At 43.2% G+C, this 26,428-nt stretch carries 32 protein-coding genes, 1 tRNA gene and 1 pseudogene; 5 read left to right on the forward strand and 29 right to left on the reverse strand.

Annotated features, from left to right (window positions below):
- Positions 1-85: 85 nt before the first annotated feature.
- From ACFSVM_RS24815 to ACFSVM_RS24840, 6 genes and pseudogenes are all read right to left on the reverse strand, one after another.
- A complete protein-coding gene (locus ACFSVM_RS24815; protein ID WP_081494688.1) occupies positions 86-160 on the reverse strand; it encodes a CHASE3 domain-containing protein in 75 nt (24 codons plus the stop codon).
- A 12-nt stretch (positions 161-172) separates the two neighbouring features.
- On the reverse strand, positions 173-343 hold the full coding sequence (locus tag ACFSVM_RS24820; RefSeq protein ID WP_007779739.1) for a hypothetical protein: 171 nt from the start codon (positions 341-343) through the stop codon (positions 173-175).
- A pseudogene (locus ACFSVM_RS24825) lies at positions 343-1,016 on the reverse strand (spore germination protein). Before ACFSVM_RS24825 ends, ACFSVM_RS24820 begins: the two are co-directional and overlap by 1 nt.
- Positions 974-1,498 carry a spore germination protein gene (locus ACFSVM_RS24830; protein WP_035316911.1) on the reverse strand — a complete coding sequence of 175 codons (525 nt, stop codon included), beginning with the start codon at positions 1,496-1,498 and terminating at the stop codon, positions 974-976. The pseudogene ACFSVM_RS24825 and the gene ACFSVM_RS24830 overlap by 43 nt, the downstream one beginning before the upstream one ends.
- A 130-nt stretch (positions 1,499-1,628) precedes the next feature.
- Entirely contained in the window at positions 1,629-1,841 is a 213-nt protein-coding gene (locus tag ACFSVM_RS24835; protein ID WP_379265164.1) for a hypothetical protein, read from the reverse strand.
- 30 nt (positions 1,842-1,871) lie between these two features.
- Positions 1,872-2,075, reverse strand: coding sequence for a hypothetical protein (locus tag ACFSVM_RS24840; RefSeq protein WP_028407024.1), 204 nt, complete (start codon positions 2,073-2,075; stop codon positions 1,872-1,874).
- 198 nt (positions 2,076-2,273) lie between these two features.
- On the opposite strand from ACFSVM_RS24840, the gene ACFSVM_RS24845 reads away from it, so the two are divergent.
- Both ACFSVM_RS24845 and ACFSVM_RS24850 read left to right on the forward strand, forming a co-directional pair.
- Positions 2,274-2,522 carry a YuzF family protein gene (locus tag ACFSVM_RS24845; protein WP_379265167.1) on the forward strand — a complete coding sequence of 83 codons (249 nt, stop codon included), beginning with the start codon at positions 2,274-2,276 and terminating at the stop codon, positions 2,520-2,522.
- A gap of 82 nt (positions 2,523-2,604) precedes the next feature.
- Positions 2,605-3,501, forward strand: a complete 897-nt coding sequence (locus ACFSVM_RS24850) for a manganese catalase family protein (RefSeq protein ID WP_054943616.1) — start codon at positions 2,605-2,607, stop codon at positions 3,499-3,501.
- A 137-nt stretch (positions 3,502-3,638) separates the two neighbouring features.
- On the opposite strand, the gene ACFSVM_RS24855 is transcribed toward ACFSVM_RS24850, so the two are convergent.
- The 7 genes from ACFSVM_RS24855 to rpsF form a co-directional block, all read right to left on the reverse strand.
- A complete protein-coding gene (locus ACFSVM_RS24855; protein WP_005828377.1) occupies positions 3,639-4,085 on the reverse strand; it encodes a DUF6262 family protein in 447 nt (148 codons plus the stop codon).
- Positions 4,082-5,713 (reverse strand): tyrosine-type recombinase/integrase, encoded by a 1,632-nt coding sequence (locus tag ACFSVM_RS24860; RefSeq protein WP_379265169.1) that lies wholly within the window; start codon positions 5,711-5,713, stop codon positions 4,082-4,084. Before ACFSVM_RS24860 ends, ACFSVM_RS24855 begins: the two co-directional genes overlap by 4 nt.
- Entirely contained in the window at positions 5,706-7,103 is a 1,398-nt protein-coding gene (locus tag ACFSVM_RS24865; protein ID WP_379265171.1) for a tyrosine-type recombinase/integrase, read from the reverse strand. The genes ACFSVM_RS24860 and ACFSVM_RS24865 overlap by 8 nt, the downstream gene beginning before the upstream one ends.
- Positions 7,100-8,248: a tyrosine-type recombinase/integrase gene (locus tag ACFSVM_RS24870; protein ID WP_379265173.1), complete on the reverse strand. Its 1,149-nt coding sequence runs from the start codon at positions 8,246-8,248 to the stop codon at positions 7,100-7,102. The genes ACFSVM_RS24865 and ACFSVM_RS24870 overlap by 4 nt, the downstream gene beginning before the upstream one ends.
- Before the next feature lie 214 nt (positions 8,249-8,462).
- Complete coding sequence (gene rpsR, locus ACFSVM_RS24875; RefSeq protein WP_023559051.1) at positions 8,463-8,747, reverse strand: 30S ribosomal protein S18; 285 nt, start codon at positions 8,745-8,747, stop codon at positions 8,463-8,465.
- A 342-nt stretch (positions 8,748-9,089) separates the two neighbouring features.
- The gene (gene ssb / locus ACFSVM_RS24880) at positions 9,090-9,578 is read right to left on the reverse strand and encodes a single-stranded DNA-binding protein (RefSeq protein WP_090725042.1); all 489 of its coding nucleotides are present in this window, start codon (positions 9,576-9,578) and stop codon (positions 9,090-9,092) included.
- Positions 9,579-9,628: 50 nt separating this feature from the next.
- Positions 9,629-9,919 (reverse strand): 30S ribosomal protein S6, encoded by a 291-nt coding sequence (gene rpsF / locus ACFSVM_RS24885; protein ID WP_091159897.1) that lies wholly within the window; start codon positions 9,917-9,919, stop codon positions 9,629-9,631.
- 218 nt (positions 9,920-10,137) lie between these two features.
- On the opposite strand from rpsF, the gene ACFSVM_RS24890 reads away from it, so the two are divergent.
- Positions 10,138-10,332 carry a YjzC family protein gene (locus ACFSVM_RS24890; protein ID WP_076314151.1) on the forward strand — a complete coding sequence of 65 codons (195 nt, stop codon included), beginning with the start codon at positions 10,138-10,140 and terminating at the stop codon, positions 10,330-10,332.
- Between the two features lie 492 nt (positions 10,333-10,824).
- Here ACFSVM_RS24890 and ACFSVM_RS24895 read toward each other — a convergent pair.
- From ACFSVM_RS24895 to ACFSVM_RS24910, 4 genes are all read right to left on the reverse strand, one after another.
- Positions 10,825-10,916, reverse strand: a tRNA-Ser gene (locus ACFSVM_RS24895).
- A gap of 54 nt (positions 10,917-10,970) precedes the next feature.
- On the reverse strand, positions 10,971-11,183 hold the full coding sequence (locus tag ACFSVM_RS24900) for a DUF951 domain-containing protein (protein WP_076314150.1): 213 nt from the start codon (positions 11,181-11,183) through the stop codon (positions 10,971-10,973).
- Positions 11,173-12,264 carry a mechanosensitive ion channel family protein gene (locus ACFSVM_RS24905; RefSeq protein ID WP_379265176.1) on the reverse strand — a complete coding sequence of 364 codons (1,092 nt, stop codon included), beginning with the start codon at positions 12,262-12,264 and terminating at the stop codon, positions 11,173-11,175. The genes ACFSVM_RS24900 and ACFSVM_RS24905 overlap by 11 nt, the downstream gene beginning before the upstream one ends.
- Positions 12,264-12,539: a DUF3343 domain-containing protein gene (locus ACFSVM_RS24910; RefSeq protein WP_076314149.1), complete on the reverse strand. Its 276-nt coding sequence runs from the start codon at positions 12,537-12,539 to the stop codon at positions 12,264-12,266. The genes ACFSVM_RS24905 and ACFSVM_RS24910 overlap by 1 nt, the downstream gene beginning before the upstream one ends.
- A gap of 105 nt (positions 12,540-12,644) precedes the next feature.
- Here ACFSVM_RS24910 and yyaC point away from each other — a divergent pair, with 105 nt between their 5' ends.
- Entirely contained in the window at positions 12,645-13,250 is a 606-nt protein-coding gene (gene yyaC, locus ACFSVM_RS24915; RefSeq protein WP_379265179.1) for a spore protease YyaC, read from the forward strand.
- On the opposite strand, the gene ACFSVM_RS24920 is transcribed toward yyaC, so the two are convergent.
- The 12 genes from ACFSVM_RS24920 to rpmH form a co-directional block, all read right to left on the reverse strand.
- On the reverse strand, positions 13,225-13,725 hold the full coding sequence (locus ACFSVM_RS24920; RefSeq protein WP_379265181.1) for a DUF4446 family protein: 501 nt from the start codon (positions 13,723-13,725) through the stop codon (positions 13,225-13,227). The two genes, yyaC and ACFSVM_RS24920, sit on opposite strands and share 26 nt — an antisense overlap.
- A 62-nt stretch (positions 13,726-13,787) precedes the next feature.
- Entirely contained in the window at positions 13,788-14,951 is a 1,164-nt protein-coding gene (locus tag ACFSVM_RS24925; protein WP_379265183.1) for an aminotransferase class V-fold PLP-dependent enzyme, read from the reverse strand.
- Positions 14,952-15,071: 120 nt separating this feature from the next.
- The gene (locus tag ACFSVM_RS24930; protein WP_076314145.1) at positions 15,072-15,920 is read right to left on the reverse strand and encodes a ParB/RepB/Spo0J family partition protein; all 849 of its coding nucleotides are present in this window, start codon (positions 15,918-15,920) and stop codon (positions 15,072-15,074) included.
- Complete coding sequence (locus tag ACFSVM_RS24935; RefSeq protein WP_379265186.1) at positions 15,913-16,674, reverse strand: ParA family protein; 762 nt, start codon at positions 16,672-16,674, stop codon at positions 15,913-15,915. Before ACFSVM_RS24935 ends, ACFSVM_RS24930 begins: the two co-directional genes overlap by 8 nt.
- A 194-nt stretch (positions 16,675-16,868) precedes the next feature.
- A complete protein-coding gene (noc, locus tag ACFSVM_RS24940; protein WP_047912563.1) occupies positions 16,869-17,687 on the reverse strand; it encodes a nucleoid occlusion protein in 819 nt (272 codons plus the stop codon).
- Positions 17,688-18,438: 751 nt separating this feature from the next.
- Positions 18,439-19,164 (reverse strand): 16S rRNA (guanine(527)-N(7))-methyltransferase RsmG, encoded by a 726-nt coding sequence (gene rsmG, locus ACFSVM_RS24945; RefSeq protein ID WP_379265189.1) that lies wholly within the window; start codon positions 19,162-19,164, stop codon positions 18,439-18,441.
- A 2-nt stretch (positions 19,165-19,166) separates the two neighbouring features.
- The gene (gene mnmG, locus ACFSVM_RS24950) at positions 19,167-21,053 is read right to left on the reverse strand and encodes a tRNA uridine-5-carboxymethylaminomethyl(34) synthesis enzyme MnmG (protein WP_379265191.1); all 1,887 of its coding nucleotides are present in this window, start codon (positions 21,051-21,053) and stop codon (positions 19,167-19,169) included.
- A gap of 208 nt (positions 21,054-21,261) precedes the next feature.
- Positions 21,262-22,638, reverse strand: a complete 1,377-nt coding sequence (gene mnmE, locus ACFSVM_RS24955; RefSeq protein ID WP_379265193.1) for a tRNA uridine-5-carboxymethylaminomethyl(34) synthesis GTPase MnmE — start codon at positions 22,636-22,638, stop codon at positions 21,262-21,264.
- A gap of 116 nt (positions 22,639-22,754) precedes the next feature.
- Positions 22,755-23,459 carry an RNA-binding cell elongation regulator Jag/EloR gene (gene jag, locus ACFSVM_RS24960; RefSeq protein WP_379265195.1) on the reverse strand — a complete coding sequence of 235 codons (705 nt, stop codon included), beginning with the start codon at positions 23,457-23,459 and terminating at the stop codon, positions 22,755-22,757.
- A gap of 33 nt (positions 23,460-23,492) precedes the next feature.
- Positions 23,493-24,374, reverse strand: coding sequence for a YidC/Oxa1 family membrane protein insertase (gene yidC / locus ACFSVM_RS24965; RefSeq protein WP_177178735.1), 882 nt, complete (start codon positions 24,372-24,374; stop codon positions 23,493-23,495).
- Positions 24,375-24,444: 70 nt separating this feature from the next.
- Positions 24,445-24,798 (reverse strand): ribonuclease P protein component, encoded by a 354-nt coding sequence (gene rnpA, locus ACFSVM_RS24970; protein WP_047912558.1) that lies wholly within the window; start codon positions 24,796-24,798, stop codon positions 24,445-24,447.
- A 173-nt stretch (positions 24,799-24,971) separates the two neighbouring features.
- The gene (gene rpmH, locus ACFSVM_RS24975) at positions 24,972-25,106 is read right to left on the reverse strand and encodes a 50S ribosomal protein L34 (protein WP_039295761.1); all 135 of its coding nucleotides are present in this window, start codon (positions 25,104-25,106) and stop codon (positions 24,972-24,974) included.
- Positions 25,107-25,599: 493 nt separating this feature from the next.
- Between rpmH and ACFSVM_RS24980 the strand changes: the two genes are divergently transcribed.
- Complete coding sequence (locus tag ACFSVM_RS24980) at positions 25,600-26,268, forward strand: GntR family transcriptional regulator (protein ID WP_379265199.1); 669 nt, start codon at positions 25,600-25,602, stop codon at positions 26,266-26,268.
- Positions 26,269-26,428: the final 160 nt, after the last annotated feature.

The raw sequence follows: 26,428 nt of genomic DNA on the forward strand, positions 1-26,428 counted from the left end.
CCGGCGACTTGAATTTCAGTTTTTCCTGCTAGTCCGGGTTATCGGCGACAAGTCCGAACAGAGCGTCATAGTACGTCTGCCAGTTTTAATTCCCGTTATTATAAGGATCCAAATATTGCGCTTCTCCGATTATCACAAAACCACGCTGGCCCGTTTCCATATCGACAAGATCTTATTCGATGGATTGAGCCAGGCTGTGTACTTCCATATCATGATTCGTAATAAACTCGGTTTCCTTCTGGAATGCAGCCATCTGCATCCGGTTTGCCCAGAAAGCGAGGGACAAAAATCCGAAAGGCGCTGAAATCGAATACAAACTGACCGGACGCACAGGGGGGGACATCACGGTTTCCTCCCGGTTACGCGCATCCGTTGCAACGTCTTCAAATAAGCTGGCCTTGTACGCATTTTGGATAGCGGCAAACGAAGCACTGTATCTTTCCAGTCGCTAGCAAAAAACGGGCTAAGTGGTTGCAAGTACGGCTGCCCGAGCGAAGTCAGTCCATGCAGGTGGATGCAGAACCAGATCAAACTAAGACCGATACCCCACATGCCAAGCCATGCCGCCAGAATCAACAGTGAAAATTGAAGAAGCTTGCTCGCATTTGTCATTAAATAATTGGGAACGAGAAAGGAGGCATGGCGGAAATGGCGATTACAATCACCATCACGTTGCTTGCGATTCCCGCCTCCACGGCTGCTTGACCGATGACAATACCGCCTACGATGCCGAGTGTTTGGCTGGATTTGGTGGGCATGCGCAAACTGGCTTCCTTTAATATTTCCAGAGTCAGCAGCATGAGCAGCGCCTCCCAGAACGGTGGATATGGAATTTCACTCCGTGATTACATCAGAAGAAATAGCATCTCCAAAGGAACCACCTGATAATGATGAACCGTCACCGCTACGTAAGCCGGGGTCAAAAACAAAGCAATTACAAACGCGACAAAACGAAGTCCCCGCAGGAAGGTGCTTACCAACCAGCGATGTACATAGTCTTCTGGGGATTGAAACAAATTAAGCTCAAGCTTTTGTCCAACTGCTCGGTTAGGCTGTCTTTAGGGCCGTACACAATCGATTCCTGCTCGGAAGAATCGATGGCGCGGCCCAACTGATTCTGCTTTTTGATTGCACAAACGTTCCCGATTTCATCAAAAACAAGGATTCCTCCTTGCAAGATGAGCTCTTCGGTTTGCTGCAGCGTCGTTACGTCCACCCGATCTTCGGAAATCACCTTTTGTCCTGCTTGTTCGTCCGGGGCGTGCAAAAGGGGAAGCACGATGTCGCTTTCGACCTGATTTTGATCCACAAAGGAACGGATGTAGAACAGCTTGACTTTCCGCCCTCCCGCATCCAACTCATGCACTTGTGCATCGTGAATATCGTGAAACAATTGCTGCACGTGCTGCGGAGACAAGTTACCTGCAGGAGGTTGGGTATCGGCTTCTTTTGGCGTATCGCTTTTGTCTTGCTTTTTAAACCAACCGATCCAACGCATCGTCTCCCTGCCTTTCGCGTTCAGTCCATGTATTATTTTTCCCGATATAACAAAAAAACATGCTTCGCAGTTCCGGGTTGTTGGCAGTCTTGAGATTATGAGTCGGTTCGTGAAAAAACCACCGATTTTACTACCGGTGGCTTGAATCGTGAACATTTTGCGAACACTGCTTCTCCCAGTTGTTGCAGAAGTCCTCATACACTTTCTCAACCTTGCTGTCGGATATCATGTGCCTGGCCAAAAAGTCGTACCAGAACTGATCGAAAGACAAAGGCATCCGGGTTCCATATTGGGAACGAAGGGTTACATAACGGTCCCAGATTTTGATTCGGAATGCTGCCAACTCATCACATCGCTCCATGTCGGTTCGCCTTTAAGCGGCGCTGGTGCCGCTGGGTATTTCTGACGTTTTCGCTCTTTCTTCGGCCAGCTTTTGAAATTGTTTCGCTCTTTCCAGATGAAAGGCACGCAATTGGTCGTGATATTGAGCCATTTTCATGTGCCAGTCGTGCATTTGCCTGACATAAGCGGCGTGGTCATGCGTAAACATGGGCATTGCCTGTTTAGTAAACTGCATTCAAAACCATTCCTCCTTGGGTAGGTGAATTTTGAACTTACAGCATCAGTCTATGGCAGACGCATAGAAGCGACAACGGCATCCGCCCGGTTTCCAGTAATTTTTATCGGGTTGTTTGTCTAGACGCGGATGGAAACACAACCTCCCGTTCTTCAGCATAGGCTAAAAGGAAACAGAGATCGAGGAGGAGATTTCAACGTGTATGCTTATCCAAATGGAATGTACAGGGAAACGGCAAATCCCGCATTATCCACAGTAACCTTGGTTGACCCGTATTTTTATCACACCTTGCGCTCGCTTCAAGGAAAGACGGTGGTTATTGAAACGTTTCGGGGCCCTGTTCGGGGTACGATAACCGACGTGAAACCAGATCATGTCCTGCTGCAAACAGACAATTCCTCATTTTTTCTGCGCACGCAGCAAATGATTTGGGTTATGCCCTCTTAGCACTCCGGCGCGGCATGAGACAAACGTCCCCTGTCATAAAGATACTAAGAACCATCAAATTGATAAGGGGATGATGACCGCCATGTTCAAGCGCATCAATCGATTGCCCATTGCATTGCCTGTTCCCAAACATCCGGACGCCAACGCCGCGGCGGCTGTGCAGGAACTATTAGGCGGCCGTTTCGGGGAGATGTCTACGTTGAATAATTATTTGGTCCAATCTTCGAATTTTCGCAGCAAAAAAAAGCTGAAGCCCTTTTATGAACTTGTGGCCAGCATTACGGCGGAGGAGGTTGGCCATGTGGAATTGGTGATGAATTCCATTAATTTATGCCTGTCCGGTTCCACATTTCCGGCAGATCCGGATGCGGCCCCTCTGCGCAACGGGCTTGACAAACGCAATACCTACCATTTTATTGCAACGGCTCAAACCTCGTTGCCCGGCGATTCGATGGGCAAAGCATGGAACGGTGATTATGTCTTTAACAGTGGCAATTTGGTACTCGATCTGCTTCATAACTTTTTTCTCGAATGCGGCGCCCGCACCCATAAGATGCGCGTGTACGAGATGACAGATCATCCTGTCGCCCGCGAAATGACGGGTTACTTGCTGGTCCGCGGGGGAGTTCATGTGCTTGCTTACGCGAAGGCGCTTGAAATCATGACCGGAGTCGACGTCAAAAAAATGCTCCCTATTCCCAATCTGGAGAATCGGGCATTTGATGCGACCCGCAAATACGAAGAACAGGGAATTCATCGAAAGTTATATACGTTTAGCGATTCAGACTATGAAGATATCGCTCAAATCTGGAAAGGATCCCACCCTTCCGACGGAGAGCGATTGGAAGTCGTCAGAGGAGTTCCCCAAGGAGGGGAAGTGCCCGATCTTGAAGAAGTGCCGGAAGAATTTGCCCCTGGCATCTCGAATGAGGATTTTATGCAGATTGCCCAACGGCTGCAAAAGCTCGCCGGATTGTAAGGTGTTGCGTTCCTATACGGGTAAGGGTTGCTGCTTATATGGCATGTATACGAAACCTTTATTTATGTTTATTTCTATTAGCCGTGCGCGACTCCCAGCGTGCGGCTCGTCACATGGTGGCGGTCAAGCACAAGCCTTTATTTGAATGGTTTCAATTGCCTATCCCTTAGTTCTTGAATTTTATTTTCTAAATATTCGATGCGAGATTTTAGTTGTGCTTTCTCTATGACATGTTTTCTGCATATTTCCAGAAGTTTCTCGTTCTTTTCCTTCTCATTCTGAAGCGCCTGCTTAACTTTTTCATACCGATTCTCAAGCAATCTTTTGCCGCTTGGTCTGGTTGACGTTTCGATTGCAGTAGCTGCAATTTCTTCTGCCCCTTTTTCAATTTCCATCTGCAGCAAAATGGCTTGATCACAGCGTTCCTTAAGATCAGGACGATTATAGATCGTCTTTCGCTCAATGCCAGCTTTTTTAGCAATCGCTGATATGGACAGTTTTTTCTTTCCTTTTCGGAGGTTTGTTATTGCTTGTTCGATACGCTCCAGTGTAACGAGTTTATTTTCTTTAGAAGGGTCACTCATGCCATTCCCTCCCATTCGCTTGGTGTGATATTGTAATCTGAATGATTATCAATTCCGGAATAATTCACCTGGGTTTCCAACTCATCAATAATTCCTACGAGGTATTTTTCAATTGTCTTTAACTTGTTCTCATAAGGACCTCCAGCAGGTGCAGATGCCAATTCGCTACGAATTTTTTTCAACCGGCCTTTATGAACTTCAAGAAAGTCCGGAGTAGTCAAAAAATTGCGGCATCCTAAACATACCCCGTCGCCTTCACAAGGTTCATTTCGCATTGGATGGTGAAGACAAAGTCCATGTGACAAAATTTGAATCTTATGCGCTTTACGCAATTTATCAACTTGTTCGATGGTCTTTCCTTTGAATGGGTTAATTACTTTAAGTTTTTCTTTTATTTGAAGAGCCTGCTTACCAACAAGAACTTCGCCTTCATTGAATACTTTCGCGAACTTGTTCCTTACATCCTCTTGAAGCAGGTGTGTATAGTGCTGTGTACCTCTAATGGACTTGTGATTTAACAATTCCCGTATGGTTTCCAGAGAGGCCCCGCCTTTTAAAGCATACGTAGCGCAAGCGTGGCGGAATGTATGAGATGAAAAATCAGCAATATCTCCATTTTTATATCGGAGATTGTGTTTTTGAAGCCAGGGTCTTAGAAAATTCTTTGACCAATTTGCATGGGAAACTATACCCACGGGATATCCTTTGACATTACGTATTCGATTAAGAAATAAATACGGTAAGCCCGATTCTTTTCTTAACGGATCCGTGTATTTTTCAACTTTCGTAATGGCTTGTACGACAAGGGCATTCGCTGGTTTATACACCCTCGTAGGTTCGGCTTGCAGTTTACCGGTGTTGTATACTAATTTAGTTTCTCCGCCAATTGGCTCAATGGAGGCATTATACATCGTAATGATTTCGCTAATGCGAAGTCCAAGCTGCAATCCAACTACTACGCTAGCTGCAACAAGTATATTTTCGTCCATATCTAAATCACTTACTGCTTTACGCAATATCTGATCGATCAACTGTTCGTCCGAAATTTTATCAATGTTTACTTGCTCTGCTTGCTTGGCATCCTTCTTTAACGCTTTGTTATTAATAATGAGCTCATTGTACATACCCTGAACAAATCGAACATCTTTTGGAACATCCCAGCCTTTAATATTTCCCTTTAATAAGATTTCTTTTAACGCCAATGCACTTTTCTTGATTGAAACAGAACTTATTAACTGACCGCTTGTCTCGCTTTTCGCTTCAGGCAAATACGTAAAATACATCTCCAATAAAATCTGATCAATTTCTGAAAACGACTCCACTTCCGGCGCATATTCTTTTATAAATTTAGAAAATCGAACAACACCGTCTAAATTTCGTTTGGCAGTTGAAAACTTGCCCGTGGTTAACTCATGATGCATAAACCATTTTATTACTTCTAGCATTTTGGGCTTATCAACAACAAATTCAAAATCAATCATAAGCCTCTTGCCAGACAAATGCTCTACATTAATAAATCCGTTAAAATCCCATACATTGTCTGAGAATTTACTATTACCGCAACGGAAATCTGATTGGGGTATTAGGGGGTTGTAATCAAACAATTGAAGCTTTATACTTTCAACCACTCTGCATCGCCTCCAAACGCCCTATAATCGTTTCTAAGGCGTATTCAACAGTCTCAAGATGATGTGTCGTCCCGATATACTCCTGAGCCATATATGCCTCTCTGTTGGCTCTGAGACGATCCAAATGGTCTTTATGAATTGGTAAGTGTTCGGGAGTCGTGATAAACTTAGGACAGATCACGCACATATTAAATTTAGAGCATATCTTGCCCTCATTATTTATCGGCTTCTGACAAGCCCCATCAGGCAATGAAGCAGACAATAGCGTTTCCGTGTCGAGATTCTTTCCTTGACCAAGTTCCTTCTCATTGATTTCCTTGACTATCATGCCAATAAATCCAAGCTTTTTATATTCGCTTTCAACTTTTGGATTTTGGACTTTTGCATATAAGCTTGTGGAGTGCAATGATTCGTGACCTAGATATTCTTGAATTTCAAACATGCTCATGCCCTTATTTAGCATGTCCGTTCCAAGCGTATGCCTAAATGCGTGAAAGGTTAATGGGTATAATTCGCCATTGTTATCTCTGATATCATACTTTTTGACAAACCGATAAAGTTTATCTCGAAATATTTTTTGGAGCAGTCTGGCGTACCGTATATTCCGTTTTTGCCAGTAAAGACAAATGTAGTTTGTTGCAAGTTCTTTCCTGGCCACTTCTGAGTATTGTTCAAGTAGTTGAACTGCCCGTTTGACTCGATTTGATACGGGGATATATCTGTCAGCCTTATTTTTCGGAGAGAAAACATACAATACGGGTTTTCCTGTAAAATCTTCAGTTATACAACCCTCGGTTAGGTCCAAAACCTCTGAAAGCCTTATTCCCGAATCGATGCCGATCTCCACAATAGACTTCAAGAGGATGTTATTCTCCTTTTTTAAAGCTATTTCAATCTGTTCCATTACATTATCGGGTATATACCTTGTCCTTAAAACATCATCTTGCTTCAGTGCTTGGTACTCATCTCCATCAAAAACCTGTCCCTCCGGAAAACCATCATACTCAAAAAACTGCCCATGTTCTACTACCCATTTTAGTGCAGACATAGCAACCGATCTTGTAGAGTTTGCTAAATGAATCTGTTGTAAATAATAAATATACATTTGAGTAATTTGGTGCGATAAATCGGCATAATCCATAATTTTCAAGTTGTATTCTTTCAGGAATTCAAAGAACCGTTTCAATGAATAATTATATCGATACAGTGTTTCGACGCTCGGCTTCCCTAGACTCATGCATTCAATTGTTATTTGCTTATGTATTTTCTTGAACCATTTATTTGGCAAATATGAAAATTCAAAAGATAATTTATCACCATAACTCGATTGATACGGAACCTCCCATCTATCAGTTTTTGTATCAACTGTTGAAATATACGCTCTACTCAATTCAACTCCGCGCTCCTTCTCTGACGCATGAAGCTTTCATATGCCGTTGTTTTCGCTTCAAGCGACAAATGTTGATACTTACTCGTAGACTTAACATCATTATGACCTAACCTATCTTGGACATAACGCATATCAAATCCCGATTCGGTGAGTTCGGTTCCATGGGTGTGCCTAAGCATGTGAGGAGTGCATTTAATACCCACTTGTTCAGATAGCTTATTGAAGAGCTTTGTTATCGTATCGCGGATCATATATTGGCCAGGGCTGGTTTCATGATTCACAAATATCGTAAGATGTTTTCCATCATCAGGGCGATGATACAAGATATAATCCTCTATGGCAAAGACAATATCTCTGCTGACGGGTATTTCCCTTTCTAGTGATTTGATGTTGTGGTCTTTATGGTATAGTGGATCATGCTCTTTTACCTTTATAACCCCAACTTTTGTTTGAATCTCATAATCACCTATACGAAGACCTAATGCCTCACTAATCCGGCAACCCGTTTCATAAAGAAATCTGAACAATAACTGATTTCGGGCATTTAAGCTCTCATGTGACTGTAACATCTCAAGTCCTTGATAGAGCTTTTCAACCTGTTCCCGAGTCAAACGCTTACCCTTAACTGATTTTTTCTCTTTAACTCGGAAGAAATTAAAACCCATATCTTTACGACTAACTTTCTGAACTAGGAAATGTCTGTTTTTTGAATCATCTTTATAAGTTAATGGGTTCTCCGTCACAAAGCCCCCAATCACTTCATAAAATCGATAAAATGAGGCTATTGTTGCCATATACTTATTCTTTGTCTTTGCAGATTTCTCTTTGTCCGTCTTTCCGACTTTCGTTTTCAAATACTCAAGCCAAGAAAACATATCCGCTTTCCTAACCTCGTAAAATTTAAGCCCCACTTCGTTTAACCAAGTGAAATATTCCTTTAAGTCTCTACTATAACCTTCGATTGTGTTCTCAGAGTGCCCCTTCTCTTCTAAATAGTGAAGAAACAATGTTATTTCCTCGACAATGTTGTAGTCCTCATCCACAACTACTACATTTCGTTTTCCGGCCTCATTGAGAGTTTTTTCAATTTTCAGATTACCCATATTCATCACCACCAAGATCAATACTATATGATGTTCAGCCAATGTTTTCCCACTTTAACCGAACTTGAGTGTATATATCATCCATCATCTATTATTATGGAGCTAATTGTCAATTATCATAGTTGAGTTCCGGACTAAACTCAAGAAACAAAAGGAACGATTCGCATATGCAATGCTCTTCCGCCGCGGGTACAATGAACTCCTTTGTGCTGCCATAGAAAAAGGTGTGTTGCCATAAGGCCAACACACCTTTTTCCTAGATATTATCCGTTGTGTACGGAAGCAACGCTACCGCCCTAGCACGTTTAATTGCAACTGTTAAAGCACGTTGATATTTTGCGCTTGTTCCAGTCACACGGCGAGGAAGAATCTTCCCCCGTTCACTAATGAACTTTTTAAGAACTTCCGTATTTTTGTAATCAATATGAGTAATTTTATTGACTGTAAAGTAGCAAACTTTTCTACGTTTACCTTTGCCACCTCTACGTGGAGCAAACTTTCTTTCGCCACGTTCTTCGTCATTTCTTTGTGCAAATGCCATTGTTATACTCTCGTTCCTTTCATTATGCATATTGGTCAAACGTAATAAGCTTTCTCTGGCTATCCCCTAGTTCAAAGTTGGGTGTGGATAAGTCTTACGACTTACCCACACCCAACTTCTCACTACGGGGCTGCACCCACATCTTGAAATAAGGATGGTCATCATCACTAGACTACATTGACTGTCATAACGTATTACACACTTTACTCAACATCATGCGATCTTAATAAACCGTGGATGCTGGTCGTAAATGAAGATTACCATTACACAGTTAAAATGCTTTAAAACCCCTTGTTTTACTGAGGTCTTAAAGCATTTTCTTGCTCTCAGATGTTACGCTCTCTAAAATGGCAAATCATCATCCGAAATATCAATCGGTTTTCCGTCATCGGAAAAAGGATCCTGATTGTTCCGTGAGAAATTGTTATTGCTATTATTCCCGCGGCCGCCGCCTCCATAAGAAGGCTCTTCACGCATACCACCACCGTTATTATTCGCGTTGCCGCCATCACGGTTGGATTCCAAGAAACGAACGTTATCTGCAATAACTTCGGTTACGTATACACGCTTTCCTTCGTTATTCTCGTAGTTTCTTACTTGGATGCGCCCTTCGACGGCTGTCAAACGGCCTTTACGCAAATAATTTGCACAAGTTTCCGCTAGCTGTCTCCAGGTAACGACCGGTATAAAATCAGCTTCTCTTTCCCCGCCTTGGCTTGTAAACGGACGGTCTACAGCAATTGTAAACTGCGTTACGGCTACCCCTGCAGGTGTGTACCGCAATTCTGGGTCACGAGTTAACCGGCCGATCAGAATGACTCGGTTTAACAATCTAATCCCCTCCTTCTGAGCGTAGTTCTTACAAAATCACTTGAAACGAATTAAGCAACAACGTCGTTCGTGATGAGATAACGAATTACTTCGTCAGAAATTTTCATGATACGTTCCATTTCAGAAACGACAGCTGGTTCAGCGTTGAAGTTAACCAACACATAATGACCATCACGGAATTTCTTGATCTCATACGCAAGACGGCGTTTACCCATAACGTCGTGTTTTGTAATTTCACCACCGCCGTTGGAGATGATGCCTTGGAATTTTTCGACTGCAGCTTGAACAGCTTCTTGTTCAATGTCAGGACGAATAATGTACATCACTTCGTATTTGCGCATACTAGCACCTCCTTATGGACTTAAGGCCCTCAAGTCATCGCTTAAGAGCAAGGAACGAGATTAAACTCGCACCATATCAATATACCATTTTCAATAAACGAGTGCAAGCACATGTTCTCTTTTACCAATGTTGATCAGACATGTTCCTGCGAGAGACTGCGCACAATAACCAATGTGACACAATTTTTCAATCAGAATAATGAAGGAGGGCATTTCAAATGGGTGAAAAAACCGAGTTTGAACCAGGAGATAAAGCACCTAATGATGGAGAGTACACGGAGATTGGTGAAAGAAGCTTCCATACCGAGATCAACGATCCGAAGCGAATCAATCTAAAAAAAGGAGAGACTTTCCCTGAAACCTCAAACCATAATCGAAAATGGAAGAAGCTGACCAAAGCCCGAGTTCACTAAGGCTATGAGCAGAAAAGCGATCAGAATGGTCATGTTATACGTAAGCAAGCTCGATCTTTGTAAATCCAAACTTTACCAATATAATTCCCGGTTATAATTCGCTGATGCGGATATAATACAATCAAGGCAGTGCTTCACAGAGAGGTGTGGTTCCGTTGGATGATTTGAAGACAGAGCCGGACTTATTCATTTGAAGGAGGGTCTTTAACGTGGCGATAGAAGCGGAAGGTAATGTGCAATTGATGAAGTAATTATGGATTCAGATGCACTGGTATTGCGTAGCAGTACACCGAGCTTCTAACCGAAGCTGTCGTAGAAGATGTTTTCTTTAAAAAATGCACTGCCCCCCATAAAGGACCCGAAAGGGTCCTTTTTTGGTGACTATAGACAACAAGCATCAATCAAGCACCCTTGACATTCACGTCCCTAACGACAAAAGACCCTGCATTCAATGCAGGGCCTAATCTCTATATAGTTAACAGTTAAATGGTGTGGCGGAAAGAGAGGGATTCGAACCCTCGCACGCCGCAAGGCGCCTAACTGATTTCGAGTCAGTCCCCTTATAACCTCTTGGGTACCTTTCCGCAGCACTTTATATTATACACTTTTGCTTGTCTGTTGGCAAGCACTGATTGAGCCTACGCTTGCCCTTGCGGATCCTCAGCCGAGCGGAGCACTTTCTTAAAATTCTTTTCAAACTTAGCGCGTGGTACAAGTACACTATGTTTGCAGCCTACACACTTAATTCGGATATCCATTCCCATACGAATAATTTCCATCTCGTTGCTTCCACAAGGGTGCGGCTTTTTCATCTGAACGATGTCCCCCAGATTAAACACTTTACGCTCCATTCGAACCATCCCCCGTATTTTCTTCAGTAGCTGCGGCGGCTTCTAGTTCAGCAAGCCTTACGCTCTCCTTATGTTCCAGTGCTTCTTTTACATCCATTTTAATTAGACGTTCCACTTCATGATTGGCATTGGGCAGACACTCCGCCACTACTCGAATTACATATTCAGCGGTTGTCATGGATTGTATGCCAACAACCTCCGGAACCATTAAGACATTGCTGTTACGCTCAGGAAGGTTCTGAACAGCTTCCTTTACCATTCTCATGCTCTCTCCCAGCTGCTCCTCCCCTTTCATCGGGATATCCACAACCGCACGGGAATTGGCCATAGAGAAGTTGGTTACGGTCGTAATTGTTCCATTAGGAATAATATGAACTTCTCCTGTAAAACTAACAATCTTTGTCGTTCGAAGACCAATGACCTCCACTGTTCCCTTCAGCGTCCCTGATTGAACAACGTCACCCACCGCGAACTGATCCTCTAATATAATGAAGAATCCGGTAATAATGTCTTTGACCAAGCTTTGCGCACCGAAACCGATCGCTAATCCGAGTACCCCGGCACTGGCGAGTACAGGCCCAAGATTTACACCCATTTGAGATAAAATGAGGAGTACAAGAATAAAGTTACATACGATAGAGACCACATTTTTGAGCAGCTCGCCTACTGTGTTTACACGTCTCTTATTGATTCTGATTCTTCTCTCTGACTGCCGATTCAGCAGCGACCGATCAATGACATTATGAAGCACCTTAATCGCGATCCGGGTCAGAATAAATACAATAATGATCTGCAGTGCAATTCCTGCGTAATGAATCCACATGTTGGTGTCCGTGACCCAATTCCAGAAGACATCACTTAAACGCTTGGCTTCATCAACGGTCCCTTGAACGGCTTCCCCTACATTTTCAGTGAGTGTTCCGTCATCGGGGGTAGCCGCTGGATCAGGAGCGCTTCCTCCTGTATCTGTTCCGGTATCGGTACTTCCTTCCGTCGGCGCTGTGCCCGCCGTTCCAGAAGTCTCTTCCGGTGATTCATTTGTTTCCGTTTCAGGAGTCGTTCCTGATGCTTCAAACCACATTAATACTCCTCCCCTTCGTGTTCACAACAATCGACTTGTATATACTCGGCACCTTTTTTTTCATAGATGCCGCGAATCTCCACTTTTTCACTCACGATGATTTGATGGACTTGTCTTAAATCCTCCGATGGAAACTGGATGGACAGCGCGCAGCCTGCCGTTATTTCCTTCGGCGTTGGATAGGTATCGATATCAATTCCTGCATAGTCGAGCAGCATTTCTGCGCGAAGTGCCTGCTGCGTTGAATCAAATGCGATGGTCAGCCACAACTCCATCCTATACCTCCAGTCTATCAATACGAATTGCACTAAGTATAAAAACCAAGCTTCTTCCATATACTATTTACTACTAATCCAAGCACGAAAGGAAGATAGTGCGCTATGAATCGGATTCCAAAAGCGATAAATTTACAGGACATGCCTGGTTTAAAGCTACAGCATACCGATCCGGGAGTACATTCAGCTATTATTCATCGTTTATTATTTCACCTGTTTGAGGCACCTAATCTCAAAGAGATCGTTATCGTATGCATTGGCACCGACCGATCTACAGGCGACTGCCTGGGCCCACTTGTTGGAACCGCATTATCCGAGCATAACAGCCCTTTCTTCCATCTCTATGGGACGCTGGAAGATCCGGTTCACGCCATGAATCTTCAGGATACGCTCACAATGATATACAGCAAGCACACAGATCCCTATATTATCGGGATTGATGCCTGTTTAGGTCAAGCCTCCAGTGTGGGCTGCATTCAGGTTGCGTCAGGTCCGCTTAAACCAGGAGCAGGTGTAAATAAAGAACTGCCGCCGGTAGGCGATATCCACTTAACAGGGATCGTCAATGTCGGCGGCTTCATGGAATATTTCGTTCTGCAGAATACTCGGCTAAGTCTTGTTGTCCGGATGTCCAACATCATTGCACACAGCCTGTATGCTGCGCTAGTAGAATGGCATAATCGCTCTACTCTGCTTGCCGTGCAAGAGTAATGGCTTCCTTCTCTTCGTTTGAGAGCGTATAAGTGGACTCTCCCCCTTGCAGGGGCTTGGCATATACGTAGGAGCCATCTCTATTGTAGAGTCCAGTCAGGACAAGCCCATCCTCTTTCTCGTTCAGCATAGCAATGGAAAAACTCAGATCGGCTCCACGGTCACCATAAGCATTATAACGCTTAATACCCATTTTCCCTTGAATTCGATCAAGTTTTTTGTTCATTCTGGCAACCATGTCTTTATTCACACCTTGCTCGTCCTCAATCGCATCCATCTGCACCTTCAGGTCCAATAGTAGGGACTCCAAATCTTCTACGCCCGTGCTAGACATAAATTGGTTGTAATTTTTGCGCAGCTTACTGACTTTAGCCGTCTGCACAATCAACATGATCAATAAAATGATCAGCACCAATACAATCCCAAACACAATCAAAGGCAGTTGTTCCAGAATCAGCTCATTCATTTCTGTCATTTATTGCTCCTACTCCTAACGTCTTTTACATTGTTCTTTTGGGACTCATGCAGAATCCTTACTTACCTATTCGCCAGCTCACGAATAGCAGCAAGCAATATGGCCACTTCTCTCTCATTAGAGTTTACACCAAAACTAGCCCTGACTGCACCTTGCTTCGCTGTACCTGCGCTTTCATGGGCAAGCGGAGTACAATGATACCCTGCACGAACTGCAATACCGAACTCCCTATCTAATGTAAAGGCAAGCTCTGCAGCATCTATCTTCTCACTATAAAATGCCACAAGTCCACTTCTCGGTTCTCCCAGGTCTGGACCAAGCGTCTGAATACCAGGAATTTGATCTAGACCCTCCATCAGCAGCTGTGTTAGTTTCCATTCATGCTGATAGATTTGCTCCGTCGTCATCTCCAGTACATAATCTACACCTGCACCTAATCCAGCAATACCTATTGTATTGGGGGTCCCCGATTCATAACGGTCCGGTCTTACGGTTGGTTGATCAATCGCTTCCGATTGACTTCCGGTTCCACCGTGGATCAAGGGCTCTAAATCAATTGAGGGATGAATGTATAACCCTCCGGTACCTTGCGGACCGAGCAATCCTTTATGCCCAGGAAAAGCCAGCATATCTATACTCATTCGTTCTACATCAATATTTAGAACTCCAGCGCTTTGCGCAGCGTCGACAAGAAAGTGAATTTGATGTTTCCTAGCTATTCGTCCTATCTCTTCAAGAGGAAGAATACTCCCTAATAGATTCGAGCTATGGGAGACAACGATCAGCTTGGTATGATGTCGAATGGTTTGTTCTAACATGGAGATGGAGATTTGTCCCTGATCATCAAGAGGTAGATAGTCTACTTCTACCTGCCTGTGTGTTTTCAGATACTCAATCGGTCTTCGGACAGAATTATGCTCCATCATCGTGGTAATGATATGATCCCCCGAATTCACAATTCCCTTGATCGCCATATTTAAGGCAAGTGTTGTGTTAAAAGTATACACAATATCATTCGGGTTATGAATATGGAACAGCTCTGCCAGTTTCCTTCTCGTATTAAATAATACTCTGCTGGCTTGTACAGCCATAGAATGGCTTCCCCGACCCGGGTTGGCCCCTGCGATGTCCATCGCCTGCAGCATTGCTTCTCTCACTGATTCCGGCTTCGGCCAAGACGTGGCAGCATGGTCTAAATAGACGATACCTTCTCTGTTCCCCTTCATATGTCAGTCCTCCCTAAACACAACAAATGACATACCTCATCTTCCCTTACGGTAAGAGGACGATATGTCATCTCAAACGAACACCCTTCATTACCTTGCCTATCTTTTGGTCGCACCTACCTACTGCAATTGCAGCAGCTCAAGTAATCTTTCCAGATCTTGTTGACTGTAATAGTTCAGTTCGATTTTACCTTTGTCTTTGTTGGCTTTGATCTTTACTGTAGTTTGGAATCGATTACGCAGGCTTTCTTCTACATTTTCAATATAAGGATCTCTCTTTTTCTGTTTTACCTTTGCTTTTTGATCTTCATTCTTGCGATCTAATTGTTGTACGGCTTCTTCTAGCTCCCGTACACTCCACTGTTGCTGGATGCATTGCTTTGCCAATTCTTTAACAACCTTCTGCTCCTTGATTCCCACAATAGCTCTCGCATGTCCCATGGATAATGTTCCACGTGAAACATGCTCCTTCACTTCCTCAGGCAACGCGAGCAATCGTAAAAAATTGGCGATATGGGACCTTGATTTACCTACTTTCATCGATAACTCTTCTTGGGTGAGAGAAAATTGATCCATCAGCCCTTGGTATGCAACAGCTACCTCCATTGCATTCAAGTTTTCTCGTTGTAAATTCTCGATCAGAGCAATCTCCATGACCTGTTGTTCCGTAAAATTTCTTACGACCGCAGGTATGGTAGATTTGCCACAGAATTGGGATGCGCGAAAACGACGTTCTCCTGCAATAATTTCATAGCCCTTCAGTACACTTCGTACAATAATGGGTTGAATTACACCATGCTGTCGAATCGACTCAGCTAACTCTTGAATAGAATCTTCATCGAACGTTTTTCTAGGTTGGTATGGATTTGCTCGCAGCTGGCTCAGTGGTATTTCCACAATCTTGTCATCTTCGTTAATCGAAAGCGAAGGTATAAGTGCATCCAAGCCTTTACCCAAACGCTTACTCATATGAGATCACTTCCTTTGCCAACTCTAAATATACTTCAGCTCCTCTGGAACGAGGGTCATAAGTAATAATGGATTGTCCATGTGATGGAGCTTCACTCAGACGTACATTTCTTGGAATAATTGTCTGGTATACTTTCTGTTGAAAGTACTTTTTCACTTCTTCAATCACTTGTATACCTAGATTAGTACGTGCATCAAACATCGTCAATAAGACACCTTCAATTTGCAGTGAGGTATTCAAATGCTTTTGTACAAGGCGAATGGTGTTTAACAGCTGACTCAGTCCCTCCAGCGCATAATACTCGCACTGAATAGGGATAATGACCGAATCGGAAGCTGTTAACGAATTAATGGTGAGCATGCCCAAGGATGGAGGGCAATCAATGAGGATATAATCATACTCGTCCTTGACGAGCTGCAGTGATTTCTTAAGTCTGACTTCACGGGATATAGTTGATACAAGCTCAATTTCTGCGCCTGCTAGCTGAATTGTCGCTGGAATAATATGCAGGCCATGAATACTTGTCTCTACTATAGCTTCTCTAGGATGAATCTCTTCAATAAGCACATCATAAATGCAATGAGCTACATCTGCTTTGTTAATACCAACTCCGCTGGTTGTATTCCCTTGGGGATCTATATCTACGAGAAGCACTCGTTTACCTAACGAGGCCATTCCCGCGCCCAAATTGACAGAAGTCGTTGTCTTCCCTACTCCGCCCTTTTGGTTTGCTACGGCAATAATCTTCGACACTTCGTTCACCTCAAATATAGAAGTCATTCCTTGGGGTATGAGATACATGATTCAGATCGATAGCCTGGACCACTTCATTTGTAAGTTTGTCATTTCATACTAGATTTGCAGACCAAAGACTCAAATTCAGTAAGCCTTCTACTCCACTCTACTATCTAAAAAAAGCGGCTAAATTGCCGCTCAAGAACTATTCATTACTTGCGTTTAGGGATCTGAATCACAATTTCGTAATGATCTTCATGATCCGATTCCTTCGTCTTAATATCCATGCCTGAACCAGACACCATATCTATGGATTGGCGAATCGTATTTAGTGCCAGTCGCACATCCTTTGTAAAGGAGATACGTTTGGATTTCTTAACGGTTGTCGCTTCCTTATAAAAAGCAACTCTTGCTTCAGTTTGTTTAACATTCAGCTCTTTGCTGATGATTTCTTCTAACAATTTCAGCTGTAACTCCAATTGATCCAGTGACAATAAAGCTCTGGCATGTCGCTCCGAGATTTTACGTTCCATCAGTGCATTCTTCACTTCTTCAGGAAGCTGCAGGAGTCTGATTTTGTTCGCAATCGTAGACTGACTTTTGCCAAGACGCTGTGCAAGACTCTCTTGTGTCAGCTGATGTAAGTCTATTAACTTCTGATAGGCAACTGCTTCTTCTATGGCCGTAAGCCCTTCACGCTGCAGATTTTCAATGAGAGCAATGGAAGCCGCTTGAGAATCATTAAATTCTCTTACAATCGCTGGAATATGATCCATTCCAAGCTTCTTCACGGCACGCCAGCGTCTCTCACCAGCAATAATCTCATACTGGGAATTACGAATACGGACTACAATCGGCTGAATAACACCATGCGTTTTGATCGTCTGGCATAACTCATCAATCTTCTCGTCATCAAAAATCGTACGGGGCTGATACGGGCTGCTGACAATTTCGTTAATCGGAATTTGCTTTACTTCATCCCCGCTACTGCGTTCCGTCAAACCAAATAACTTAGAAAATTGTTCTTTCATTCCGTATATTACCACCTAATTTCATAATAGTGCCTTGAAGGACACTTCACTGTCTTACCTTCGCTTCGGTATACAAAGAATCACAGCATGCTACACCTGACTATGTAAAAGTTAAAAATATCAGTAGGAATGGTGTTGATGCTCCACTTTATACGACATAAACTCACGATATATATTCAGACTGAACTACAATGAAGCTTCCGACATCTTAATACGACATAGATCAAACTGATGTCTGAATCTCCCATTCATTCTACTATGTATTCTATCACTTTTTCTCGCATAATCCTATTCAACTATCGATTTATTTATTTCTTTTCCGCTATGAAAATAAGCTGTGAAAACACAACATGTTTCATGCCTAATCTACTCTTTTTTTCTGTTAAACAAGTTAGAATTCAATGGTCAACTCAATTATAGAAATTTCATCAGAGGTGAAATGATTAGTGGAGAGCAACATGATTGAACAACTCCATGTAATTTCCTAAGAGGTAAGCTTGGTGGCAGGTGGAGCTTAAAATAGAGTGGCGGCGTGAGATCCTATTCGTTGAATAAGAAGCCGGAGCCGAATGGGACTGGAATAGGAACATGAACTTGAATAGGAATTAGATGATTTATCTTCTTCCCTCTCCTCTGCATTCGAATCTATCTACTCCTTGTAGCTCGATTGTGTTTGCTTGAGTCCCCGTCAAATCGTGCACTATCCATCCATAAAAAAGAGAATGTTTCACGTGAAACATTCTCTTTCTATCTATTTTACAAGCGGCATTTTCAGCGGTGTTCCTGGTTTCCGAGGATACTTCTTTGGCGTACTGCTTGTTTTGCCGATAACAATAATATGTCTTGCCGATTCTTCAACCGGCAGTTGGAACGCATGCGTGTCTTTCAATTTTCCCTTAAGCTCCTTCAGACTAAATTCTGCATCCTGCAATTCTTCCGTAGGATCGCTCCCCTTCATTGCAGCAAAGATGCCATCTTTCCGGACAAAAGGCAAGCAGAACTCATTCAGCACAGCCAGTCGAGCAACTGCTCGAGCCGTGACCAGATCATAATGATCCCGGTATCCTACGCGTCTTCCCAACTCTTCTGCACGGCCATGGATAAGCTCTACATCTGTAAGCCCTAGTGTATCTACGATGTGTTGAAGGAAGTTAATCCTTTTATTCAATGAATCAATAATGGTAAGCTTTAAATGCGGAAAACAAATCTTCAATGGGATACCGGGAAATCCGGCTCCGGACCCTATATCTGCAATGGTCTGAATCTTGTTCATATCCACATAAAAAGAAAGGGAAACGGAGTCGTAAAAATGCTTCGTATAGACCTGCTCCCGCTCCGTAATTCCCGTCAAATTCATTTTTTCATTCCAGGATACCAGCTCTTTATAATAAAGCTCAAATTGCTCCAACTGTTTCTCCGTAAGAGATATACCCCGTGGATCTAAGCGATCCTGGAGCTGCTGCTGTATTTGATCCATCGTTACCCCCTAGATGCCGTTACCCGATTGTAATGTTCCAAATACACGAGCAAGATCGAAATATCGGCAGGTGTCACACCTGAAATACGGGATGCTTGACCAATGGAGATCGGGCGAATCTGTTCAAGCTTCTGTTTCGCCTCCATAGCCAGACCATGTATGTCACTGTAATCGATGGAGTCTGGAATTTTCTTCTTCTCCATTTTTTGAAGACGTTCTACATGGATTAATTGCTTCTCAATATAGCCCGCATATTTAATTTGAATCTCAACTTGCTCCTTCATTTCTGCATTTAAATCTTCAGGTGAAGGAGAGATTTGTTCAATAATGCGATAGGAAATCTCAGGACGTCTCATCAGCGTAAGCAAGGTTGTACCATCCTGAAGCGGAGCCGAATCCAGGCTTGCGAGCAGCTCATTCACTTCCGATGGGCGGATTCTCGTTGTGCGCAGACGTTCAATTTCTTGATCTACTTTTTCCTTCTTATCGAGGAATCGCGTATAACGTTCTTCTGAGATCAAGCCAATTTCTTTACCCAATGGAGTCAGACGCAGATCTGCATTATCATGGCGAAGCAGCAAACGGTATTCGGCGCGTGAAGTGAGCAAACGGTATGGCTCATTCGTCCCCTTCGTGACCAGATCATCGATCAGGACACCAATATAGCCCTGCGAACGATCCAGCACCACTGCCTCTTTACCTTGGGCTTTGCGTGCTGCGTTGATACCTGCCATAATTCCTTGACCTGCTGCTTCTTCATAACCGGATGTACCGTTAATCTGGCCTGCGGTGAATAGACCCGGCAGACGCTTCGTTTCCAGTGAAGGAAGCAGCTGTGTCGGTACCATGGCGTCGTATTCGATCGCATATCCATTTCGCATCATTTCTACATTTTCCATCCCAGGAATGGAACGAAGCACTTGCAACTGAACATCCTCTGGCAAGCTGGTGGACAGACCTTGAACGTAATATTCCTTCGTATTCTTGCCTTCCGGCTCAAGGAAGATTTGGTGCTTCGGCTTATCGCTGAAGCGAACAATCTTATCCTCAATAGATGGGCAATATCTTGGTCCTGTTCCTTCGATTACACCAGAGAACATCGGAGCACGGTGAAGATTGTCATTAATGATCTGATGGGTCACAGTCGACGTATATGTCAGCCAGCATGGGAGCTGTTCATTATCTGAACCTTCAGTCTCATAAGAGAAAAATTTAGGCTCATCATCCCCTGGCTGAATCTCTGTCTTCGAGAAATCAATCGTATCCTTATGCACCCGCGGCGGTGTTCCCGTCTTGAAACGAACGAGCTCAAAGCCCAGCTCCTTCAAGTGATCTGACAGTTTAATGGAAGGCTGCTGGTTGTTAGGACCGCTCTCATACATCAGCTCGCCCATAATGACTTTCCCGCGCAAATACGTACCTGTTGTAATAACTACCGATTTAGCTCGGTATTCCGTTCCTGTCTGGGTGATCACACCCATACATTGTCCATCCTCTACGATCAGACGATCCACCATACCTTGACGCATCGTCAGGTTCGGTTCCTTCTCCATCGTCTCTTTCATCGTATGCTGGTATGAGAATTTATCTGCCTGCGCTCGCAGCGCATGAACGGCAGGTCCTTTCCCTGTATTCAACATCCGCATTTGAATAAAGGTCTTGTCAATATTGCGACCCATCTCACCGCCGAGCGCATCAATCTCACGAACGACATGCCCTTTGGCAGGTCCGCCAATCGACGGGTTACACGGCATGAATGCAATCATGTCCAGATTGATGGTTACCATCAGCGTTTTACAACCCATTCGTGCAGCAGCCAGTGCTGATTCTACACCTGCGTGACCGGCACCAACGACGATGACATCAAACGTTCCGCCATCATATCCCATTGTCCTTACCTCCTTATAATCAGGAAATACTTCCTTGTTTGATTCTTATACAATTAAATCGGGCTTCTATTCATCCGATCGATAATAACTATAGTACTGAGCATATGAATGCTCTTCTCAAGCACCATCCTTCATTATAACGAATCCTTCTGCTTAAGTTAAGATGCAGGTTACTACATTCGTACATAATGTGAACAGCTACTATCCTTTATTTACCCAAACAGAATTGAGAGAAGATTTGATCAATCAGCGCATCATGTGCTGTATCCCCCACGATCTCTCCTAGATGCTCCCATGCCATTCGTACATCGATCTGAATCATATCAATCGGAATATACTGCTCAGCGGCCTCGTAGGCATCACGTAAAGACTGGTTTGCCTTTTTCAACAAGGAAATATGGCGCACATTGCTCACATACGTCAGATCGGCTGATTCCAGGCTGCCGCTGAAGAATAACTGGGATATGGCTGCTTCAAGTGCATCGATTCCTTCCTCGGCTTTTACAGACATCGGGACAATAAGTTCAGGATCGACGTAGCGTTCTAGAATCTCTCGATTAGCCTGAGTTGGGAGATCGATCTTATTCATGACAATGATCGCTTGTCTTCCTTTGATCTGTTCGAGCAATTCGATCTCATCATCGTGAATCGGCTCGCTCGCATTGACTACCATTAAGATCAAGTCTGCCTCACTAAAAGCCGTTCTCGAACGTTCGACCCCGATCTTCTCAACGATATCCATCGTCTCCCGAATCCCAGCAGTATCGAGCAGCTTCAGCGGAATGTTGTTAATCGTAACAAATTCTTCAATGACATCCCGGGTCGTTCCAGGAATATCCGTTACAATCGCACGATTGTCCTGGGCGAGTGTATTCAGCAGCGAGGATTTGCCAACGTTTGGTCTTCCTACGATCGCTGTTGTAATACCTTCTCTTAATATTTTTCCTTGTTCTGCTGTTTTTAACAGCTTGGCAATCTCATTCATCACAAAAGATGATTTTTCTTTAATGAATTCCGAGGTGAGTGACTCCACATCATGCTCTGGATAGTCGATATTTACCTCAATATGAGCAAGCGTCTCTACCAGCGTGTGTCTCAAATCTTTAATCTTGGTGGAGAGCGATCCTTCTACCTGCTTCAATGCGACAGAGAATGCCCGGTCTGACTTCGAACGAATCAGATCCATAACGCCTTCGGCCTGTGACAGATCAATTCTGCCATTCAAAAAAGCCCTCTTCGTAAATTCGCCAGGCTCAGCGACCCGGATATTCAGCTGAAGAAGTAAATCCATAATCCGTTTAACGGAAATAACGCCGCCGTGAGAACTGATTTCAACTACATTTTCCGTTGTAAAAGAGCGCGGAGCTCTCATGACAGTAACCAGCACCTCTTCTATATGCCCTTTACTGTCTGGATCTATAATGTGTCCATAATGAACGGTGTGGGAATCCACAAGATGAAGAGGTTTTTTACTTTTGAATATTTTCTCCACTTCCGTAATTGAATCCGGACCACTTACTCGAATCACTGCAATCCCCGCCTCTCCAACGGCCGTGGAGATCGCAGCTATGTTATCACTAATCAAGAGGTTCACCTTCTTTACCATTTATATAAAGACTCGCCCATACTATGAAAAAAGCAATGGCTCCTGCATCCCGCAGAAAGCCATTGCGTATTCGCAAAATTTCTCATTGAATTACATCATTTAGGTGTGATTACTACTCTACGGTTAGGCTCCTCGCCCTTACTGTAAGTCTTAATCTGACGGTGATGCTGCAGCTTCGCATGAATAACTTTGCGTTCCTGAGACGACATCGGTTCAAGTATTACTTCTTTCCCTGTACGAATAACTTGTAACGCGAGACGTTCAGCCAGCTCCTCCAACGTCTTGCGGCGCCGCTGCCTGAAGTTCTCTGCGTCCAGCACAATTCGAACAAAGCTTGTAGAGTGCTTATTCGCAACGATGTTTGCAAGGTATTGAAGTGCATCCAGCGTCTGCCCTCGACGGCCGATGATCAGACCTAAATTATCGCCAGTTATATTAAAGATTTTCCCGTCTCTGTTTTTCTTTATATCAATATCAACCTCTAGCCCCATGCCAGCAGCTACTTCTTTAATGAATTCACTTGCTTCGTAATAGGGGTCTGCCTCAGACACAGAAGATATCGATTCTGCTAAGCTTGAAATTTGGATCCGGTCAGGCTCAGTTACGACGGACTCGCTCTTGCGTTTAGGTATAAGGGTTAGTTCCACTTTAGCGGGCTTAACGCCGATAAGTCCAAGAAATCCTCTGGATGGCTGCTCTAAGACGTTTAACGTAACCGATTCCCGGCTGACACCAAGCTCAGTTAATCCTTTCATGACAGCATCTTCTATCGTTTTACCTGTCGCAATGACGGTGGTCATATAGAACGCCCTGCCTCCTTCACCACAAGCTGATTACTTTCTTTTCTTCTTCTTTTTCTTGTTGCCTTGCGATCTGTTAGCGCCACTGCCTGATTTAGCTTGTCCCTTGCTGGAGCTAGTCGCAGCCTGAACATTAGCAGCAGCCAAATGCTTATCGTTATTACGATACAAGAAGAAGTTTTGTACGATGGTATAAATATTGGAATAGAACCAGTACAACGGCAAAGCAGATGCGAACTGGTAAGACATGACGAACATCAGAATCGGATATACCCACAGCATAAATTGCATAGGACCTTGCTGCTGACTTGGGTTTTGCTTCATCATGTACCAGGTTTGGAAGAACATCGATACAGCAACGAGAATCGGCAGGACAAATGATGTATCCGGTGAGCCGAGTTCCATCCATAGGAACGTATGCTGACTGATATTGGAATTCATATAGATTGAATTGTAAAGAGCAATATATATTGGCATCTGGATGATCAAAGGTAGACATCCTGCCATCGGATTGACTTTATGCTCTTGGAACAACTTCATTGTTTCTTGTTGCAGCTTCTCAGGATTATCCTTGTACTTTGTTTGGATTTCCTTGATTAGGGGCTGAACCCTCTGCATGTTTCTAGAGCTTTTAACTTGTTTAATGGTTAATGGGAGAATCAATGTACGAACAATAAGCACTAAGACCAGTATGGCTAGACCATACTCTCCATTAAACCAATTCGCAAAAGTATCTAGAGCGAGTGAGAACCAGTAAACAACGTTACTTCTCCAAAATGAATCACTGTTTTTTAAGTCTTCTGTGGTCAAGTGTGCGGACGGATTCGTAGAACAGCCTGCTAACACGGAGACCAAAGCGATGACAGCGATAAGAAGGAGCCATTTTCTACCCTTCATTGACATGAATCGCGACACTTCATAACCCCTCTCTTAACCTTTCCATTCCACCGTAAATAATACCATAATTAGAAGAACAAAGAAAACGCTATTTCAAGCGATTTTTCTTGAGCAGCGAAGCTTTTCGCAAGACATGAAGGATACTCTTCTCCATCTCCTGATAACTCATGGAAGCGGCGCCTTTTCTAACGATAAAAACCAGATCCATATGCTCTACTATTTCGGCTTCATGATGACGAATGATTTCTTTAATAATCCTTCTAATACGATTGCGAACAACAGCATTGCCTATTTTCTTGCTGCAAGATACGCCGACTCGAAACTGATCGACATCTTTGCGACGCAATCCATATACCACAAATTGATAGTTGGCAAAGGACTTTCCATAACGGTATACGCGATTAAAGTCGTCCCGGTTTCGTAAACGTAATCTTTTATGCACGAGCAATCTTCTCCTTGCTTACCTGGCAATCCTCAAAAAATGAACATAACTAGTATAGACGATCCGCCAAAAACATAAACGAATCGACCCAAACTGTATTGATACCTCTATATTATCAATCAAATGAGCGACATTAAGAAAAAAAGACCACCGTAGTGGTCTTTATGCACGCATTACGCACTTAATACTTTTCTGCCTTTTAGACGGCGGGCTGCCAGAACTTTACGGCCGTTTTTCGTGCTCATTCTTTTCCGGAAACCATGAACTTTCTTACGTTTGCTTACGTTCGGTCTAAATGTTGGTCTCATGTGTATGCACCCCCTTAAAGGAATCCTGTACAGATTGAACTATCTTGTAGAGCTTATGAACTGTATTAATTTGCTTAGCGCAATCCATAACATTATCGAAATTTAATCATTTTCATAAACACAGAAAATGCCTTTATACATTTAAACATGATCAAGTCAAAAAGTCAACTGACTTCATACAGCTTATCATGTTTTACTTACAAGATATATAATGATCTTTAAATAATTGTCCACAATAGCAAATAATATCTTTCAATATATATAAATTATACACATGTGGATAATCAATCATCCAGCCACTATTATTTAGAGGTCCTCCAGTTGTTGGCTGCAAAAGCGAATGTGCGGTTAACTGGATCCGTTTAAATTAGGAAATTGAATTAAATTCTTCTTATATATCCTAAATTAATCGTTTACAAAACATTAAATAATAGTGTAGGATAAATCTCAGCTAGTTGTATACAAGTATACTTTTGGATAGGAGCGTCATGTCATGCGATATCCTGCTGCTTGGTTACAAGGAGAGTCTCTTGGTGAATTTATTGTAAGCGAATTAAGACTGCAAATTATTGATGGCGCCATTCCGGTAGGAGAGGTTTTGTCCGAGAATCGAATCGCCACTCAATTTGGTAGCAGCCGTTCTCCCGTTAGAGATGCATTTAAAACGCTTTCAAATGAAGGCTTGCTTCGATTGGAACGAATGGGCGCTGTCGTGCTTGGTCTTAGTCAACGTGATATGGATGAGCTGTATGACGTTAGATACCTTATTGAAAGCTTTGTCCAAGAGCGATTATCGTTAGACTTGCCAGAGCAGCTGATTATGAAGCTGCAGCAGATCATTGATAAGATGGAGCTCTCGGCAAAACATAAGGATCATGTCGAATTTGCTTACCAAGACTTAAGTTTCCATGAAACGATCATAATAGAAGCAAACCACACTCGAATGCTGCATTTATGGAAGAGCATCCGGCAGATTATTATGACAGTTCTGCTGCTTACGACAGAGGAAGTTTTCTCTCATGGTCATGAGCGGATTGAAACGGTGATTGAGAAGCACCGCAGACTTATACGTGGACTCGAGTCTCGTGATTCTGAGGTTGTAGCGGATGAGGTTAAGCTTTATTTTGACGATTCACGGCAAACTTTGCATAAAACATTATGATTTCTCTCCACAATAAGTACCAAGGTATTCAAATTGAGAAATGTGCAAGCGCTGTACTTTCTCTTTTTCGCTCAAACTTGTCGACAAGTATACTCGTACTCGATAAGAAGGCTTTAAAATGCTTTTGTAAGCGTTTCTCGTTTTACACAACTTTAGAATT

The organism is Paenibacillus shunpengii (assembly GCF_042684905.1).
In the GTDB taxonomy this organism is placed as follows: domain Bacteria; phylum Bacillota; class Bacilli; order Paenibacillales; family Paenibacillaceae; genus Paenibacillus; species Paenibacillus shunpengii.